Genomic DNA, 16,986 nt, shown 5'->3' with positions numbered 1-16,986 from the left:
CGGAATGGAACAGTATACCCTTAACATCATCGTCGTCGGCCTGAGCTTCGCGCTCTATGTCGGCATCGCGATCTGGGCCCGCGCGGGCTCCACGAGCGAGTTCTATGCCGCCGGCCGTGGCGTCCATCCGGTCGTCAACGGCATGGCCACGGCGGCCGACTGGATGTCGGCGGCCTCGTTCATCTCGATGGCGGGCCTGCTCGCCTTCGGCGGCTACCAGACCTCGCTGTTCCTGATGGGCTGGACCGGCGGCTACGTGCTTCTGGCGCTGCTGCTCGCGCCGTACCTGCGCAAGTTCGGCAAGTACACCGTGCCGGAATTCGTGGGTGACCGCTTCTACTCGAAAGCGGCGCGCATCGTGGCGGTGATCTGCCTTCTCGCGGCCTCGATCACCTACGTCATTGGCCAGATGAAGGGCGTCGGCGTGGCGTTCTCGGGCTTCCTGAACATCAGCTACTCGACCGGTCTCTGGATCGGCGCGGGCATCGTCGCGGTCTACGCGGTGCTCGGCGGCATGAAGGGCATCACCTATACCCAGGTGGCGCAGTATGTCGTGTTGATCTTCGCCTACACCATTCCGGCGATCTTCATCTCGCTGCAGCTCACCGGCAATTTCCTGCCGCAGCTCGGCCTCTTCGGCACGCACCTGGAAAGCGGCCAGCCGCTTCTGGCCAAGCTCGACGAGGTGGTGACCCAACTCGGCTTCAACCAGTACACGGCGCATACCACGAGCACGCTGAACATGGTGCTCTACACCGCGTCGCTGATGATCGGCACCGCGGGCCTGCCGCACGTCATCGTGCGCTTCTTCACCGTGCCGCGCGTCGCCGATGCCCGCTGGTCGGCTGGCTGGGCGCTGGTCTTCATCGCGATCCTCTACACCACGGCCCCGGCCGTCGGCGCGATGGCCCGTCTGAACTTCATCACCACGGTCTATCCGGGTGGCGACATCACCCAGCCGCTCGAGCTGGAAGCGCGTCCGAACTGGATGAAGAACTGGGAAGCCACCGGCCTCCTGGCGATCGAGGACAAGAACGGTGACGGCAAGATCGAGTTCACCGCCGATGAAGCCACCAACGAAGTGACCAAGCTCGACCGCGATATCATGGTTCTCGCGAACCCGGAAATCGCGGGCCTGCCGGGCTGGGTCATCGCGCTCGTGGTCGCCGGCGGTCTCGCCGCGGCGCTCTCGACCGCGGCGGGCCTGCTGATGGCGATCTCCTCGGCCGTCTCCCACGACCTCATCAAGGGCGTCTTCAATCCGAACATCTCGGAAAAGAGCGAACTGATGGCGGCGCGGGTCTCGATGCTGGTGGCGATCGTCATCGCGACGATCCTCGGCCTCAACCCGCCGGGCTTCGCGGCCCAGGTCGTGGCGCTGGCCTTCGGCATCGCGGCGGCTTCGCTCTTCCCGGTGATCCTCCTTGGCATCTTCTCCAAGCGGATCAACAAGCAGGGCGCCATCGCGGGGATGCTCGCGGGTCTTATCTCGACGCTGCTCTACATCTTCGCCTACAAGGGCTGGTTCTTCATCCCGGGCACGGCCTTCGCCGAAACGCCGGTGTTCGGGATCTCGCCGGAGGCCTTTGGTGCGGTTGGTGCGATCATCAACTTCATCGTCGCCTTCGTTGTCTCGAACGCGACCGAAGAGACCCCGGCCGAGATCCAGGAACTGGTGGAATCGATCCGCGTGCCGAAAGGCGCCGGCGCGGCCACCGGCCACTGATCTCCTACAATCAAGGCGCGTCCCTCTACGGGGCGCGCCACCCCGGACACGGAGGACCACGTGAGCGAGGACGTTCGGACCATTCAGGCTTTCCTCGAAACGGTCCATCCCTATGACAGTCTGCCGCAGGACGAGCTGGCGCGGGTCGCCGGCTCCTTCGGCCGCAGGCAGCTCGGCGCGGGTGCCGAGATCTACGGACATGGCGCCAAGCTGCCCGGCCTCTTCCTGATCGAGTCGGGCGGGGTCGAGATTCTCGATTCCAACGGCGCACTCGTCTCGCTTCTCGGCCCCCGAAACTCCTTCGGCGAACGCGGGCTGATGCGCGACGGCCGCGCCGCGACGACGGCGCGCACCACGGGCGCTGCGACGCTTCTGGTGCTGCCGGTGGCCGAGTTCCGCCGGCTCGTGAGTTCCGTCGAGAGCTTCGCCAAGTTCTTCAGCCGCGGCCGCGGTGCGGAGCCACGCGGCAGCGACCTCGCCACCCGCCGCGTCGGCGAACTCATGGCGCGCGACCCGGTCGCCTGCGCGCCCGAGACCCCGGCCGCCGAGGCCGCGCGGATGATGCGCGAGGCCAATGTCTCGAGCCTCGGCGTCACCGATCCCGACGGCGTGCTTCTCGGCATTGTCACCACCCGCGACCTCTCGCACCGGCTGCTGGGCGAGGGCCGCGACCCGGCCACCCCGGTGGCCGAGATCATGACCGTGGACCCGGCCTCGCTCTCGCCCGAGGCGCTTGGCACCGACATCCTGCACCTGATGCTCGAACGCCGGATCGGCCATGTGCCGGTGACCGAGGCGGGGCGGCTCAGGGGCATGATCACCCAGACCGACCTGACCCGCCACCAGGCGGTGAGCTCCGCCGTCTTGATCCGCGACATCGCTCTGGCCGAAAGCGCCTCCGAGATGGCCGAGACGACGGCGCGGATTCCGGGCCTCCTGCGCCAGCTCGTCGGCGGTCACAACGCTCACGAGGTGACGACGCGGCTCATCACCGACATCGCCGACGGGGTGACGCGGCGGCTTCTCGCGCTCGCGGAGAAGGAACTCGGGCCGCCGCCGGTTCCGTATCTCTGGCTCGCCTGCGGCAGCCAGGGCCGGCAGGAGCAGACCGGCGTTTCCGACCAGGACAACTGCCTGATGCTCGACGACGCGGTGACGGCGTCGGATATGCCCTATTTCGAAAAGCTCGCGAAAGTCGTCTCGGACGGGCTCGACACCTGCGGCTATGTCTACTGCCCCGGCGACATGATGGCGACGAATCCGCGCTGGCGCCAGCCGGTCCGGGTCTGGCGCGACTATTTCCGCGGCTGGATTCAGACCCCGAGCCCCGAGGCGCAGATGCTCGCCTCGGTGATGTTCGACCTGCGCCCCATCGGCGGCGCGGCGCATCTCTTCGGCGGCCTCCAGCAAGAGACGCTGGACGCCGCCGCGAAGAACTCGATCTTCGTCGCCCACATGATTTCCAACTCGCTCAAGCACACGCCGCCCTTGGGCCTCATCCGCGGCTTCGCGACGATTCGCTCGGGCGAGCACCGCAATCAGATCGACATGAAGCATTCCGGCGTCGTGCCGGTCACCGACCTCGCCCGGGTCTACGCGCTTCAGGGGCGCCTCCCGCCGGTCAACACCCGCGCGCGGCTCGTCGCGGCGGTGGAGGCTGGGGTGGTCTCGGCCTCGGGCGGGCGCGACCTGATCGAGGCCTACGACCTCATCGCCGAGACCCGGCTCGAGCATCAGGCGGCAAGGGTCAAGGCGGGTGAGAAGCCCGACAACTACCTCGCGCCCGCGAGCCTTTCCGATTTTGAGCGCAGCCATCTGCGCGATGCCTTCGTCGTGGTGCGCACGATGCAGTCGGCGCTTGGCCACGGCAAGGGAGCGTTGAATTGAAGGAGCGGCCATGCTGATCGATTTCATCTCCATCGTCGCAGCGGGCTTCGCCGCCGCCGGCCTCGTGATGGGGCTCAACCGGCTTTCCGGGCGGCGTCTGCCGAAATGGACAATGCCGGCGGGGGCGGGCGTGGCGATGCTCCTGTTCATGGTCTGGAACGAATACAGTTGGGCCGACCGGACCCGACTGACCCTGCCCGAAAGCGCCGTCGTCACCTTCAAGAACGAACGCAGCGACTTCTGGCGGCCCTGGACCTACCTCGCGCCGGTGACGACGCGGATGGCGCTGCTCGATCGCGGCCCGGAAGCCGGACTGCCCGCCGATCCCGGCCCCGAGATGCGCCACGCGAAGCTCTACCTGATGGAGCGCTGGCGGCCCTCCTACGGGCTCACGGTGCTCTTCGACTGTGCCGGCGCGCGGCGCGTTGACGCCAGCGCGGCCGGGGCGACCGCCGCCGAGCTGGCGGTCGCGGACTGGCAGGAACTCGACCCGGAGGATCCCGCGCTCCGGGCAGCATGCGAGGGAGGAGGCAATGGCAGAGGCTAAGAAACGCCACCGGGTCCTCATTATCGAGGACGAGGACAACATCGCGCTGGCGCTGGATTACGTGCTCACGCGCGAGGGCTACGACCACGACCGGATCGCCAACGGCGCCGAGGCGCTGCCGAAGATCCGCGATACCGCGCCGGATCTGGTGCTGCTCGACGTGATGCTGCCCGAGGTCTCGGGCTACGAGATCTGCCAGAACGTGCGGATGGACCCCAAGCTCAAGGACGTGAAGATCCTGATGATGACCGCGCGCGGCTCGGCGATGGAACGCCGCAAGGGGCTCGCGCTCGGTGCTGACGGGTTTATTGCGAAACCGTTCGAACTCAAGGAGTTGCGCGATGAAGTTCGCAAACTTCTCGAGCCCGGCGCCGAGGGAGCGGGAGGCGATGGGTAACGGCCTCAGCCTGCGCCAGCGGCTGCTTCTCTTCTTCGCGGCGATCGCCGTGGGCGGGGTGGTGTCGGTGGTGGGCGGGCTCTGGCTCGGATTTCAGCACTCCGGGTTGCCCGAAACGCAGTCGGCCTTCGTCACGGCGGGCGCTGTGGCGAGTTTCGGGATCATTGGCATCGCCGCCTGGGTCTGGCTGCTCTTCGACGAGAATGTCGGCCGCGCGCTCGACCGGCTCGCCGCGGGGATGCGGGCACAGGCCCATGCCGACGGCGCGGGCACCTTCGACGCGGCGCCGGGGCGCTACCTCGGCGATCTCGGCCCGGCCGCGACGGCCCTGACCGACGCGCTCGCCGAGACCCGGGATGCCCTTGCCGAGGCGGTGGAGCGCGAGACGACCCGCCTCAAGGAGGAGAAGGCCCGGCTCGAGGCGCTCTTGTCGGACGTGCCGGCGGGGGTGCTCCTGTGTTCGGGGGCGCATCAGCTGGTGTTCTACAACGGCCCCGCGACCGACATCCTCGGCGCAGGCGCGGCGCCCGGCCTCGACCGCAAGGTCTTCGACGCCTTGCGCGAGGCGCCCCTGATGCATGCCTACGAGCGGCTGGTGGCCGCGGGTGACGCCGAGGCGGTCTCGGATCTTCTGGTGGCGACGCGCGACGGGGCGCGGGTGCTCTCGGGCCGGATGCGGCTTCTCGAAGGCGGCGGGTCGGCGCCGGGCTATGTGCTGACCCTGCGCGACGTGACCGGCGACCTTGCCGCCCATGCCGGCCGCGACCGGCTTTTGGAGGAGATCTTCGACCGCATCCGCCGCCCGGCGGCGAACCTGCAGACCGTCATCGGCGTCCTCGCCGAGGACGCGGGCAGCGAGGCGCTGAACGCGGCGCTGCTTCAGGAAGTCGGAACCCTCGCGGCCTCGGTGAAGGAGCTCGCCGACCGTTACGACGCGGCGCGCGGCAGCTGGGCGGCGCTGCCGTCGACGCGCTCGGCCGATCTCGTCGACGGCTTCCGGGCGCGGGCGGAGGCGGCGGGCGTGGCGGTCAAGGTCGAGGCCGACGACCTGATCCTGCGCTGCGACGGGTTCGAGACCGTCGCGCTGCTCGCAGGCTTCGCGCGGCGGCTGAAGGCGGCGGGGATCGCCGGGGCGGTGACGCTCCGGCTCGTCGAGGACGGTGCCGGCGCAATGATCGAGCTCGGCTGGACCGGGCCGGCGCTGACCGTGGGCATGCTCGAAGACTGGCTCGCCGGGCCGCTCGACCCGGCGGCAGGCGAGGCGACCGGGCGGGCGGTGCTGACCTCCCATGCCACCGAATGCTGGCCGGAAGCGGAGGACGGAAGGGCCGCGATCCTGCTGCCGATCCGCGAGGCGCGCCGGGCGGGTGCGCGTGTGGCGGCGATCGCGCGGCAGGTGGTCTACGACTTCGACCTGCTCCTCAAGCCACCAGCGGCGGAGCTCGCGGCGACGCCGCTCGGCGATCTCATCTATGTCGTCTTCGACACCGAGACGACCGGGCTTCTGCCCGAGGCCGGCGACGAGATCGTGCAGATTGCCGGGCTCCGGCTGGTGAACGGGCGGCGCATCCAGGGCGAAGTTCTCGACATGCTGGTCGATCCCGGCCGCCCGATCCCGCCCGGCGCGACCGCGGTGCACGGGATCTCCGACCGGATGGTGGCCGGCGCGCCCGGCATCGCCGAGGCGCTCACCCGGTTCCATCGCTTCGCCGAGGGCGCCGTGCTGATCGCCCACAACGCGCCCTTCGACATGACCTTCCTCAAACGGCGCGAGGCCGAGATCGGGCAGGCCTTCGACCACCCGATCCTCGACACGGTGCTTCTCTCGGCGGTGGTCTACGGCCAGACCGAGAGCCATTCTCTCGACGCGCTCGCCGCGCGGCTCGGCATCACCATCCCCGAGGAGGCGCGCCACACCGCGATCGGCGACACGATCGCCACGGCCGAGGCGTTCCTGAAGCTCCTGCCGATGCTGAAGGGAAAGGGGATCGTGACCTTCGGCGATGTCTTGACCGAGGTCAGGAAGCACGGTCGGTTGCTCAGGGATCTGAACGCTTGAGCGTCGTCCGAATGGGTCACGGCCCGGGGGGGGCGCCGAAGCCGACGCGACGGCATCGCCTGTCTGCCGCGTTCCGGCCTGACTGACCCGAGAGATACAGCCAGTTAGATCGCGGCCCAGTCGGTGAACCGGTAGGTGACGCGTGGGGCGCGCGGCGGACGCGGCTTGCGGTCTCCGGGGCGGGGCTTCGGAACGGGCGGGCGCGGGGCTTGTCGATTCATGACTCTCTCCTTCGTTCACGGAAGGACATGGGGGCCGGCCGGCGCGGATCCAGAAATGTGTCGGTCCGCTGGCGGGGACGTGAGATCATGTGTTGCCGGCCGGGATCCGCGTTGAATGTCGGGACCCCAGCCTTTGCCACCCGTCGGCCCCTTCAAAATGCCTTTCGTCAATACGGAAAGGATAGCATTTGTGGTTCCGCGCGACAGGTAGGGAAATCCCGACCCTGCGGACTGACCGTCCGGGGCGGGCGCGCCATCCACGCGGGATCAGGGCTGCTCGTCGTCGAGCGCCTCCATCCAGCCGTTCTCCCAGCAGAGGTGGTCGACGGAATTGACCGTGTACGGATTGGCGGTGAACCTCCGGCCGGCGCGCCGGGCCTCGTAGCCTTCGTCGTAGCTCGCGCCGCGGGTATCCGCACGCGGCGCATGGCCGCCGCTCTCGCCGATATGCGCGGCGTATTCGGGGTATGACATCAGGTCGGGCAGGTCGATCCGGCCGGTCCGGTGCCGCAGCGTCTCGCTGCCGCGGTCGGTGAGCCGATAGGCGCTGTCCCCGACCGGCTCGAGGAGCCGGGCAATCTCGAGCTGGCGGACGTGGCGCGCGAGCCGGTCGCGGATGGCATCGGGCGGCAGGGCGGGGCGTTCGTTCGCGTCGCGGAAAAGCGCGTCGAGACGGGCGGCGCAGTCGTCGAGGGTCACCGGTCCGGCCTCCGCCCCGTGCAGGATCAGCGCGAGGAGGCTCGGGGTACCAAGAAGGGGAAAGTCGTCCTGAAACATGCGCTCCACCCGGGGCTGACTGTGGTCCTGAAAGCCTATGCGGAGAGCGGGCGGAGGGTAAAGGGTCCGCGCTGGCGTTTGCGGGGGTCAGATCATCGCGAAGTCGGTGAAGCGGTAGGTCCTGGGCATGCGCGGACCGGGCGGCGGCGCGGGGCGGTAGATGCGGGGCGTTTCGCGGCGGGGCTGGGGGCGGGGCATCGGTCTGGCCTTTCCTTGCTGGGTTTCGATGGTTCATCCTGCAACGGACCTGTCAGCGCGACGTCAGACCGTCGGGCGTGCCGTCGTGAAATCTCCGGCAATCGAGCGTCAGTTTCCGCGCGCGCCATCCCCAGGGCGGCGTTCGGCGCCCCGGAACCGCGGCGCAATAGACTCACACGAAGGGGTTCTCGGGATAGCCAACGCCGGTGAGATAGAGCCCGTCGGGCGGCGAGACCGGCCCGCAGGCGGTGCGGTCGCGGGCCTCGAGCGCGGCGCGCACGTCCTCGGGCGCCCAGGACCCGGCGCCGACACGTTCGAGCGTGCCGACGATGGAGCGGACCTGGTTGTGCAGGAAGCTCCGGGCACGAAGCTGGAAACGGTACTCGGTTCCCTGCGGGATCGCGTGCTCGGTGATCGTGATCTCGTCGAGTGTTTTCACCGGGCTCTTCGACTGGCAGAGAGTCGAGCGGAAGGTGGTGAAGTCGTGATGGCCGACGAGATGGGCGGCGCCCGCGCGCATCGCTTCCGCGTCGAGCCGGTTCAGCACCCGCCACGCCAGCCCCGCGTCATGGGTGAGCGGCGCGCGGCGCGCGATCAGCCGGAAGAGGTAGCGCCGCTCGTTGGCCGAGAAGCGGGCGTGGAAGTCGTCGGCGACGCGGGCGGCCTTGAGGATCGCCACCGGGGCGGGTTTCAGGTGGAAGTTCAAGGCCTCGGATAGACGGAACGGGTCCCAGTCCTTCGCGAGGTCGCAATGCGCGACCTGGCCCGTGGCGTGGACACCGGCATCGGTGCGCCCCGCCGCCGCGATGCCGGGGGCTTCCGCTTCGAGCTTCCGGAGCGCGGTTTCCACCGCCTCCTGCACCGAGGGCTGGCCGGATTGCCGCTGCCAGCCCGAAAACGGGCCGCCGTGATAGTCGATCAGAAGCGCGTAGCGGGGCATGGCCCTCCCTAGCCGCCGAGACGCGGCTTGGCAATCGCCCCTACACAGCCGTGGCCGGGGTGCCTATCTTGGGCGGAAAGGCGAGGGGCAGGTCTTGGGTATCGGTGACATCGCGGACGATCTTCTGCGCGGGCTCGGCGGGCTCGGCTCGGGGCTAACCGAGGCCTTTTCCGACCCGGTGATCCGGCTCGGCGTCACCGGGCTTTCGCGGGCCGGCAAGACCGTCTTCATCACCTCGCTCGTCGCCAACCTGATGGATCGCGGCCGGATGCCGGGGCTCAGGGCCGCCGCCGAGGGGCGGATCCTCTCGGCCTTCCTCCAGCCCCAGCCCGACGACACCGTGCCGCGCTTCGACTACGAGGTGCACCTCGACGAGCTCACCGGACCCGCGCCGCGCTGGCCCGAAAGCACCCGTGCCGTCAGCGAGTTGCGGCTGTCGTTCCGGCTCGCCGAGGCGGGGCTCTTCGGCGGGATGCGGGGGCCGCGTACGCTCCATCTCGACATCGTCGACTATCCCGGCGAGTGGCTTTTAGACCTCGCGCTTATGGAACAGGACTATGCCGGATGGAGCGCCGAGGTGCTCACCCGGATAGAGCCCCGCGTCGAGGCGGCCGGCTACCTGGCGCAGATCGCCGGGCTCGATGCGGCGGCGGCGCATGACGAGATGCGGGCGAAGGCGCTGGCCGAGGGCTTCGCTTCCTATCTCGGCGCCGCGCGGGCGGCGGGCTATTCGGACTGCACTCCGGGCCGGTTCCTCCTGCCGGGCGAGCTTGCGGGTTCGCCGGTCCTGACCTTCGCGCCCCTCCCGAAGCCTGCCGAGATCCCGCGCGGCGCGCTCTGGCGCGAGATGGAGCGGCGCTTCGAGGCCTACAAGGCCAAGGTGGTGAAGCCCTTCTTCCGCGACCATTTCGCGAAGATCGACCGCCAGGTCGTGCTGGTCGACGCGCTCGGCGCGATCCATGCCGGCCCGCGCGCGGTCGAGGACATGCGCCGGGCGATGGCCGGCATCCTCGCGGCGTTCCGGCCGGGCCGCACCGGCTGGCTCACCGGGCTTCTGGGTTTGCGCCGGGTGGAACGCATTCTCTTCGCCGCGACCAAGGCCGACCACCTGCACCATTTGGAACATGCCAAGCTCACCCGGATCATGGCGGCGCTGATGCGCGACGCCAAGGACCGGGCCGAGTTCGCCGGGGCCGAGACCGCCGCGATGGCGATCGCGTCCTTGCGCGCCACCGTCGAGGAGAGCGTCCGCCACGAGGGCCGCATGCTCGACTGCGTGCGCGGCCGGCTTCTCGACGGCGGGCGCGAGGCGGCGTTCTATCCGGGCGACCTGCCCGACAATCCCGCCGCTCTCCTGGCCCCCGCGCGGGAAGGGGCGACCCAGTGGCTCGACGCCGACTACGAGGTGATGGCCTTCGCGCCGGCGGTGTTGAAGCTCAAACCGGGCGAGGGGCCGCCGCATATCAGGCTCGACCGCGCGGCGGAGTTCCTGATCGGGGACCGGCTGTGAGGATCGTAGTCGAGAGCGCGGGGCCGGAGGATGTTCCGGCGATGGCGTCGATCCTGTCGGACTGGATCGACGCGACCCCCTGGATGCCGCGGCTCCACAGCCGGGACGAGGACCGCGCCTTCGTCGCGGGACTGCTCGCCAGCCACGAGGTCTTGGTGGCGCGGGCGGGCGGAGTCGCGGGTTTCCTCGCGCGACAGGGCGGCGAGATCGACGCGCTCTATGTGGCCGCTACGGCGCGCGGACGGGGCGTCGGATCGGCGCTGCTGGCGGCGGCGGGGGCGGCGGAGTCCGATCTTTCGCTTTGGACTTTTCAGGCGAATGCCGGGGCGCTGCGGTTCTATTCTGCGCGCGGATTTGTGGAAACGGAACGCACGGACGGCAACCGCAACGCGGAGCGGTTGCCGGATGTCCGGCTGGTGCGGAAGGCGGGAGGTGCGGCATGACGAAACCCAAGGGTCCGGTGCTGATCGAGATGGAGCGCCCCGCCGCGGAGGGTCCGGCTGAGGCGCCGCCGGTTCCCGAGCTGCAGCCCGAGGGCCGGGCGATGCAGACGGTGGCGGCGCTCGGGGCCCGGCGCCGGTCGCCGCTCGGCCGGTTCTTCTGGACCACGGCCGGTGCGCTCTTCGGCTTCGTGCTGTCGATCTCCGCCTGGCGCTTCGTCGAGACCCTCCTCAGCCAGAACCCGCTCCTCGGCGGAATCGCGGCGGCGCTGGTCGGGCTCTTCCTTCTCGCGGCCGTCCTGATTGCCCTCCGGGAATGGGCCGCCTATGGCCGCCTCGCGCGGCTCGACCGGGTGCACCGCGCCGCGCTCGATGCCCTCGCCTCGGGCGATCTGAAACAGGCGAACCGCGTCGCCGACCGGCTCGTCGCGCTTTACGAGGCCCGCGACGAGACCGCCTGGGGCCGTTCCCGGCTCGCCGAGCGGCGGGGCGAGGTCTTCGATGCCGACGCGCTCCTCACGCTCGCCGAGGCCGAGTTGATGGCGCCTCTCGACCGCGCCGCGCGGGCCGAGATCGAAGCCTCGGCGCGGCAGGTCGCGACGGTGACCGCGATCGTGCCGCTGGCACTCGCCGATGTCGCGGCCGCGCTCATCGCCAATCTGCGCATGGTGCGCCGCATCGCCGAGATCTACGGCGGCCGCGCCGGCACGATCGGCAGCTGGCGGCTCCTGCGCGCGGTCCTTGCCCATCTCGTCGCGACCGGCGCGGTCGCGGTCGGCGATGACCTGATCCAGTCGGTTGCGGGCGGCGGGCTTCTCTCGAAGCTCTCGCGCCGCTTCGGCGAGGGGGTGATCAACGGCGCGCTGACCGCGCGGGTCGGCGTCGCGGCAATCGAGGTCTGCCGGCCCTTGCCCTTCGCCGCCCTGCCGAAGCCCAAGGTCACGAACCTCGTCAGCCGCGGCCTCGCGGGGCTTTTCGGCGGGGCGGGAGAGGCCAAGGGGAATTCCTGACTTTCCTCGCGGGTCGCCTTCGGTATCAATGGAGGCAACGAGACCGGACGCAGATCCGGGGCGGCAGGGGAGGTGAGGCATGGAAGCTCTGCTCGTATTTGCGGCACTCGTAGCGCTCGCGATCCCGGTCCTCGTGATCGTGCTTTTGGTCGCGGTCTCGGGTCTCAGGCGCCAGTTCGCGCTGCTGGAACGGCGCGCGGCCATGCTGGAACACGAGGTGAAGGACCTGCGCGCAAGGTCCCGCGCGGCGCCTCCCGAGGTGCCCGCGACGCCGGCCGTGCCGGACCTGCCCGAAATGCCCGCGCCGCCACAACCTCCGGCGCCCGAACTGCCGGAAGCGGCCGAGGCACCACCGATTGCGCCCGGCCCCTGGGAGAACCTGCCCCCCGCCGCCGCGCGGAGCTCTGAGCCGGTCGTGGTGGCGCGGCCCGAGCGGGGCTCGACCCTCGGCGATTGGCTGGTCGCGAACTGGGTCTACGCGGTCTCGGCGCTGTCGCTGGCGCTTGCCGGGATCTTCCTCGTGCAATACGGGGTCGAGAACGGGCTCCTGCCGCCGCCGATGCGGGTCGCCGCGGCGATCCTCCTCGGCCTCGCGCTTATCGGCGCGGGCGAGTGGCTGCGCCGGCGCTGGGGCGACAGCGAGCACTCGGCCACCGCCTATCTGCCCTCGACCTTCTCCGGGGCCGGGCTCGTCTCGATCTTCGGCGGCGTCCTCGCCGCGCGCCAGCTCTACGAGTTGATCGGGCCGGAGGTCGCCTTTGCCGGGCTTCTGGCCACCGCCGCGCTCGCGGTCGTTCTCGGCTGGTTCCACGGACCGTTCCTCGCCGCCGTAGGCCTCCTTGGCGCCGCCGCCGCGCCCTTCCTCGTCGGCGGCGAGAGCGAGGCGCCCTACTGGCTCTATGGCTATTTCGCGGTGATCGCGGGCGCAGGGCTCGCCATCGACACGATCCGGCGCTGGGCCTGGGTCTCGGTGCTCGCGCTGGTTCTCGGTCATGCCGGGGCCTGGCTCACCTTCGCCGGAACCGGCGGGGGCGGCTGGTACGCGCTGACGCTCACCGTCCTCGTGGCGCTCGCCATCCTGATCCCGGCGCGCGGGATCCTGCCCGACCATCAGGGGCCGATGTTCGCCGAGGCGCTCTGGCGCAAGGGGCAGGGCGGCTGGCCGTACTTTCCGACCCGCCTTGCCGGCGGCGCGGTGGCGGCGGCGGCGGTCATCCTCACGCTCCTGCCCGCCGAGACCGGGGCGGAAAGCCTCCTCGTCTTCCTCTGCCTCGCGGCGCTGGCGCTCGCGCTCACCACCTGGTCGGGCCCCGCGCCCGCGCTTTCCGACCTGACGCTCCTGCCCGTGGCGGGGTTCCTCCTCCGGCTTGGGCTGGAGGGGCTCGACCGCTGGCCGCTCGCCCGCGAGTTCGCCGCCCGCGCCATCCATCTGCGCGAACCCGAGACCGCGCCGCCGCTGACCGCGACGCTCCTCCTCGCGCTCGCGCTCGCGGTGACGCTGGCTGCGGCCTGGGCGAGCGGCGCGGCGGGGCGGCTGAAACCGTTCTGGGCGGCGGGCGCGGCCCTCGCCGCGCCGCTCACCGCGTTGGTGATGGAACTCTTCTGGGCGCCCTCGGCGGTGCTCGGGACCTATACCTGGGCGCTCCATGTCATCGGCCTCGCCGCGATCATGGTGGCGCTGGCGCTGGGCTTCGCCCGCGCCGACGGCGAGGACCGCCGCCGCGCGGCCTATGCCACGCTCTCGGCACTGTCGCTGATCGCGCTCGCGCTGTTCCTGATCACCACCAAGGGCGCGCTGACGCTGGCGCTCTCGGCCCTCGTCGTCGCGGCCGCCGCGCTTGACCGGCGGTTCCGGCTGCCGGAGATGGGGCTCTTCATCCAGGCCGCGGTGATCGTGCTGTCGTGGCGGCTCGTGATCGACCCCGGGCTCGCCTGGGCGGTGGACGGAGCGGCTCTCTGGGAGGTCATCGCCTCCTATGGCGGCGCCGCGGCGGCGATGGCGGCGGGGCTTTTCCTCCTCTCCGGGCTCGAGCGGCGCGCGGCGCGGGTCTTTCTCGAAAGCGCCTTTGCCGGCTATACGGCGCTCACGGTCAACGTTCTCCTGACCCGCTGGCTGACGACGCGCGGAACCGGCGAGTGGGTCTTGTCGCATTGGGGGCTCGCGCTCAACGCGATGCCCTGGCTGGTGCTGATGCTGGTGCAGCTCTACCGGTTGCAGCTTGGCGGCGTGCTCCGCTGGCTGCGCTGGGCCATTGCGGGGATCGCGGCGCTGATCGGCTTCGGCGGACTTCTGCTCGCGACCGGGCCGGCGAACCCGCTCTTCGCCCGTTTCATCGGCGGGCCGGGCGCGCCGGAATGGCGCGTCTACGGCCCGCCGGTCCTCGACACGCTCCTCGTCGCCTATGGCCTGCCGGGGCTCCTCCTGCTTCTGGGCGCGGCGCGGCTCGGCCATCTGAACCGCTGGCTGCGGATCGGCCTCGGCGCGGTCGGCGTGGCCTTCGCGGCGCTCTATGCCGGGCTCGAGATCCGCAGGCTCTGGCGCGGCGACGACCTCTCGGTGCCGGGCGTCACGCAAGGAGAACTCTACAGCTACACGATCGCGCTGATGCTGGTAGGCGCGGTCCTCCTTTACCAGGCCATCGCCCGGCGCTCGCAGGACCTGAGGCGCATCGCCATGACGGTGATCGCCCTGACCATCGCCAAGGTCTTCCTGATCGACGCCTCGGGGTTGTCCGGCTTGACGCGGGTCGCCTCGTTCCTCGCCCTCGGCCTTTCGCTCGCGGCACTCGCCTGGCTCAACCGCTGGGCGGCCGGCCGGCAGGGCGGCGTCACTCCGCCGGAGTGATCGCCACGCGCTGGCGCAGCTCGCCGGTCTCGGCGTCGAGGATCAGGATCTCGTCCGCCTCGGTCACCACCGCGACCCAGCCGCGGCCCATCGTTACCGCCTCGGCCTTGGCGCCGTCGGGCAGGGCGATCGCCGAGGGCAGCGCCGGGCGCGGCTCCAGCGCCTTCGGGAAGCGGATGACAAGCAGCCCGATGATCGTTATCAGGCCGACGATCATGGTCCCGGCCAGAACCGAGACCAGAACTTTCAGGAAGCGGAGCTCCGGCGGCGTGCCGGTGCCCTCGTCGTTCGGAGCTTGATTGATGTCGGATGCCACCGGCCCTGTCCTTACCGTCGTGATCGGGGAGAACCCGCCCGACCGCCTTGATAAGGCGCTCGCCCGCGATGTGCCAGAGGAAGCCGCCCTGTCGCGCTCGCGGCTCGCGAAGCTCCTGGCCGAGGGCGCGGTGACGCACGCCGGCGCCCCCGTCACAGACGCCAAGGTGAAGGTGGCCGAGGGCGAGGTCTTCGAGATCGCGCTCGGCCCCGCCGAGGCGGTCGAGACCCGGCCCGAGGCGATTCCGCTGAATGTCATCTGGGAGGACGACGACCTCATCGTCATCGACAAGCCCGCCGGCATGGTGGTCCATCCCGCGCCGGGCTCGCCCGCGGGTACGCTCGTCAACGCGCTCCTCCATCATTGCGGCGAGACGCTCTCGGGCATCGGCGGCGAGCGGCGGCCGGGCATCGTCCACCGCATCGACAAGGACACGACCGGGCTTCTCGTCGTGGCGAAGTCCGACCGGGCGCATCACGGGCTTGCGAAACAATTCGAGAAGCACAGCGTCACCCGGCGCTACCTCGCGCTGGTGCATGGCGCGCCCGATGCCGCCGACCCGCGGCTGCACGGCGTGAAGGGCACGAATTTCGAGGCGGGCGGGATTCTCAAGATCACCACCCAGCTCGCGCGCCACAAAACCGACCGTCAGCGCCAGGCGGTGCTGTTCCACGGCGGTCGCCACGCGGTGACGCGGGTGCGCGTCCTCGACCGCTTCGGCACCCCGCCGTCGGTGGCGCTCGTCGAATGCTGGCTCGAAACCGGGCGCACCCACCAGATCCGCGTCCACATGGCCCATGTCGGCCACGGGCTCGTGGGCGACCAGACCTATGGCGGCCGACGCAAGCCGGCGGCAAAGGCGCTCGGGCAGGGGGCGGCGGAAGCCGTCATCGCCTTCCCGCGCCAGGCGCTCCATGCCGCGACGCTCGGCTTCGACCATCCGGTGACGGGCGAACGGCTCGAATTCGAAAGCCCGCTGCCGGAGGATTTCGCCGGGCTCCTCGCGGTTCTCGGTGACAACTCGCGCAATTCCGACTAAAATGCTTTACAATTTCTGACAAGACCGTGATCGGACCGACACAAATCTGGCAGAGCGACGGAAACCGGCTCATCTGACGTTAAACTACCGATGATAGGCCTTGCGCCTTGCGCGGATATCCATGCGCGCCTAGGTTGCTTGGTCCTTGTAAGGAACAGGGGGTCTGAATGACGAGTTACGCCAATCTTCCCGCTCCGAGCCCCGAACAGGGGCTGAACCGGTACTTGCAGGAAATCCGCAAGTTCCCGCTTCTGGAGCCCGAAGAGGAATACATGCTGGCCAAGCGCTGGGTGGACCACGAGGACAGCTCGGCCGCCCACAAGATGGTCACCTCGCACCTGCGCCTCGCCGCGAAGATCGCGATGGGCTATCGCGGCTACGGACTGCCGCAGGCCGAGGTGATCTCGGAGGCCAATGTCGGCCTGATGCAGGCGGTCAAACGCTTCGACCCGGAAAAGGGTTTCCGGCTTGCGACCTACGCGATGTGGTGGATCCGCGCCTCGATCCAGGAATACATCCTCAGGTCCTGGAGCCTCGTGAAGCTCGGCACCACCTCGGCGCAGAAGAAGCTGTTCTTCAACCTGCGCAAGGCGAAGTCGAAGATCGGCGCGCTGGAGGACGGCGATCTCAGGCCCGAGCATGTCGCCAAGATCGCCCATGACCTCAATGTCACCGAGGACGAGGTGATCGACATGAACCGCCGGCTCGCCGGTTCCGACGCCTCGCTGAACGCGACGATCGGTTCGGAGGGCGAGGGCACGGCGCAGTGGCAGGACTGGCTTGAGGACGAGGATGCCGACCAGGCGGGCGACTACGAGGCGGCCGACGAGCTGGCGATCCGGCGCGAGCTTCTGGAGGCGGCGATGGCGGTCCTGAACGACCGCGAGCGCGACATCCTGATCCAGCGCCGGCTGCAGGACGATCCGGTGACGCTCGAGGATCTCTCCGGCCAGTACGACGTGAGCCGCGAGCGGATCCGCCAGATCGAGGTCCGCGCCTTCGAGAAGCTGCAAAACGAGATGCGCAAGCTCGCCAAGGACAAGGGCATGGTGGTGCCGGCCTGACCGGGCGGCA

At 69.9% G+C, this 16,986-nt stretch carries 14 protein-coding genes; 11 read left to right on the top strand and 3 right to left on the bottom strand.

Going from position 1 to position 16,986, the window contains the following annotated elements:
• The first annotated feature begins 4 nt into the window (after positions 1 to 4).
• Genes OEZ60_RS17710 through OEZ60_RS17690 form a run of 5 tightly spaced genes read left to right on the top strand, consistent with a single transcriptional unit; the run spans position 5 to position 6,616 of the window.
• Positions 5 to 1,726 (top strand): sodium:solute symporter family protein, encoded by a 1,722-nt coding sequence (locus tag OEZ60_RS17710; RefSeq protein ID WP_263339093.1) that lies wholly within the window; start codon positions 5 to 7, stop codon positions 1,724 to 1,726.
• A 60-nt stretch (positions 1,727 to 1,786) separates the two neighbouring features.
• On the top strand, positions 1,787 to 3,613 hold the full coding sequence (locus OEZ60_RS17705; RefSeq protein ID WP_263339090.1) for a DUF294 nucleotidyltransferase-like domain-containing protein: 1,827 nt from the start codon (positions 1,787 to 1,789) through the stop codon (positions 3,611 to 3,613).
• A gap of 10 nt (positions 3,614 to 3,623) precedes the next feature.
• A complete protein-coding gene (locus OEZ60_RS17700; protein WP_263339086.1) occupies positions 3,624 to 4,160 on the top strand; it encodes a hypothetical protein in 537 nt (178 codons plus the stop codon).
• Positions 4,147 to 4,557 (top strand): response regulator transcription factor, encoded by a 411-nt coding sequence (locus tag OEZ60_RS17695; protein ID WP_263339084.1) that lies wholly within the window; start codon positions 4,147 to 4,149, stop codon positions 4,555 to 4,557. The genes OEZ60_RS17700 and OEZ60_RS17695 overlap by 14 nt, the downstream gene beginning before the upstream one ends.
• Entirely contained in the window at positions 4,502 to 6,616 is a 2,115-nt protein-coding gene (locus tag OEZ60_RS17690; protein ID WP_263339081.1) for a 3'-5' exonuclease, read from the top strand. The genes OEZ60_RS17695 and OEZ60_RS17690 overlap by 56 nt, the downstream gene beginning before the upstream one ends.
• A gap of 488 nt (positions 6,617 to 7,104) precedes the next feature.
• Here OEZ60_RS17690 and OEZ60_RS17685 read toward each other — a convergent pair whose 3' ends face one another.
• The gene (locus tag OEZ60_RS17685) at positions 7,105 to 7,614 is read right to left on the bottom strand and encodes a ribosome modulation factor (protein ID WP_263339078.1); all 510 of its coding nucleotides are present in this window, start codon (positions 7,612 to 7,614) and stop codon (positions 7,105 to 7,107) included.
• 370 nt (positions 7,615 to 7,984) lie between these two features.
• Entirely contained in the window at positions 7,985 to 8,752 is a 768-nt protein-coding gene (gene truA / locus OEZ60_RS17680; RefSeq protein WP_263339075.1) for a tRNA pseudouridine(38-40) synthase TruA, read from the bottom strand.
• A gap of 94 nt (positions 8,753 to 8,846) precedes the next feature.
• Between truA and OEZ60_RS17675 the strand changes: the two genes are divergently transcribed.
• The 4 genes from OEZ60_RS17675 to OEZ60_RS17660 all read left to right on the top strand — a co-directional run bounded on the left by OEZ60_RS17675 (position 8,847) and on the right by OEZ60_RS17660 (position 14,557).
• Positions 8,847 to 10,262, top strand: a complete 1,416-nt coding sequence (locus OEZ60_RS17675) for a YcjX family GTP-binding protein (RefSeq protein WP_263339073.1) — start codon at positions 8,847 to 8,849, stop codon at positions 10,260 to 10,262.
• Positions 10,259 to 10,705 carry a GNAT family N-acetyltransferase gene (locus OEZ60_RS17670; RefSeq protein ID WP_263339069.1) on the top strand — a complete coding sequence of 149 codons (447 nt, stop codon included), beginning with the start codon at positions 10,259 to 10,261 and terminating at the stop codon, positions 10,703 to 10,705. The genes OEZ60_RS17675 and OEZ60_RS17670 overlap by 4 nt, the downstream gene beginning before the upstream one ends.
• Positions 10,702 to 11,712, top strand: a complete 1,011-nt coding sequence (locus tag OEZ60_RS17665) for a YcjF family protein (protein ID WP_263339067.1) — start codon at positions 10,702 to 10,704, stop codon at positions 11,710 to 11,712. Before OEZ60_RS17670 ends, OEZ60_RS17665 begins: the two co-directional genes overlap by 4 nt.
• 79 nt (positions 11,713 to 11,791) lie before the next feature.
• Positions 11,792 to 14,557 carry a DUF2339 domain-containing protein gene (locus OEZ60_RS17660; RefSeq protein WP_263339066.1) on the top strand — a complete coding sequence of 922 codons (2,766 nt, stop codon included), beginning with the start codon at positions 11,792 to 11,794 and terminating at the stop codon, positions 14,555 to 14,557.
• Here OEZ60_RS17660 and OEZ60_RS17655 read toward each other — a convergent pair.
• A complete protein-coding gene (locus tag OEZ60_RS17655; protein ID WP_263339063.1) occupies positions 14,541 to 14,873 on the bottom strand; it encodes a DUF6476 family protein in 333 nt (110 codons plus the stop codon). The genes OEZ60_RS17660 and OEZ60_RS17655 overlap by 17 nt on opposite strands.
• On the opposite strand from OEZ60_RS17655, the gene OEZ60_RS17650 reads away from it, so the two are divergent.
• A complete protein-coding gene (locus OEZ60_RS17650; protein ID WP_263339062.1) occupies positions 14,860 to 15,912 on the top strand; it encodes an RluA family pseudouridine synthase in 1,053 nt (350 codons plus the stop codon). The two genes, OEZ60_RS17655 and OEZ60_RS17650, sit on opposite strands and share 14 nt — an antisense overlap.
• A 167-nt stretch (positions 15,913 to 16,079) precedes the next feature.
• A complete protein-coding gene (rpoH, locus tag OEZ60_RS17645) occupies positions 16,080 to 16,976 on the top strand; it encodes an RNA polymerase sigma factor RpoH (RefSeq protein WP_263339060.1) in 897 nt (298 codons plus the stop codon).
• The last annotated feature ends 10 nt before the right edge of the window (positions 16,977 to 16,986 follow it).

It is taken from the genome of Albidovulum salinarum, assembly GCF_025673475.1.
GTDB lineage: Bacteria > Pseudomonadota > Alphaproteobacteria > Rhodobacterales > Rhodobacteraceae > Albidovulum > Albidovulum salinarum.
This window is presented reverse-complemented; position numbering and strand designations above follow the sequence as displayed.

Excerpts from the sequence above, each read along its gene's own strand:
- OEZ60_RS17710 (WP_263339093.1), top strand. The coding sequence starts at position 5 with ATGGAACAGTATACCCTTAACATCATCGTCGTCGGCCTGAGCTTCGCG.
- OEZ60_RS17700 (WP_263339086.1), top strand. The coding sequence starts at position 3,624 with ATGCTGATCGATTTCATCTCCATCGTCGCAGCGGGCTTCGCCGCCGCC.
- OEZ60_RS17695 (WP_263339084.1), top strand. The coding sequence starts at position 4,147 with ATGGCAGAGGCTAAGAAACGCCACCGGGTCCTCATTATCGAGGACGAG.
- OEZ60_RS17690 (WP_263339081.1), top strand. The coding sequence starts at position 4,502 with ATGAAGTTCGCAAACTTCTCGAGCCCGGCGCCGAGGGAGCGGGAGGCG.
- OEZ60_RS17685 (WP_263339078.1), bottom strand. The coding sequence starts at position 7,614 with ATGTTTCAGGACGACTTTCCCCTTCTTGGTACCCCGAGCCTCCTCGCG.
- truA (WP_263339075.1), bottom strand. The coding sequence starts at position 8,752 with ATGCCCCGCTACGCGCTTCTGATCGACTATCACGGCGGCCCGTTTTCG.
- OEZ60_RS17665 (WP_263339067.1), top strand. The coding sequence starts at position 10,702 with ATGACGAAACCCAAGGGTCCGGTGCTGATCGAGATGGAGCGCCCCGCC.
- OEZ60_RS17660 (WP_263339066.1), top strand. The coding sequence starts at position 11,792 with ATGGAAGCTCTGCTCGTATTTGCGGCACTCGTAGCGCTCGCGATCCCG.
- OEZ60_RS17650 (WP_263339062.1), top strand. The coding sequence starts at position 14,860 with ATGTCGGATGCCACCGGCCCTGTCCTTACCGTCGTGATCGGGGAGAAC.
- rpoH (WP_263339060.1), top strand. The coding sequence starts at position 16,080 with ATGACGAGTTACGCCAATCTTCCCGCTCCGAGCCCCGAACAGGGGCTG.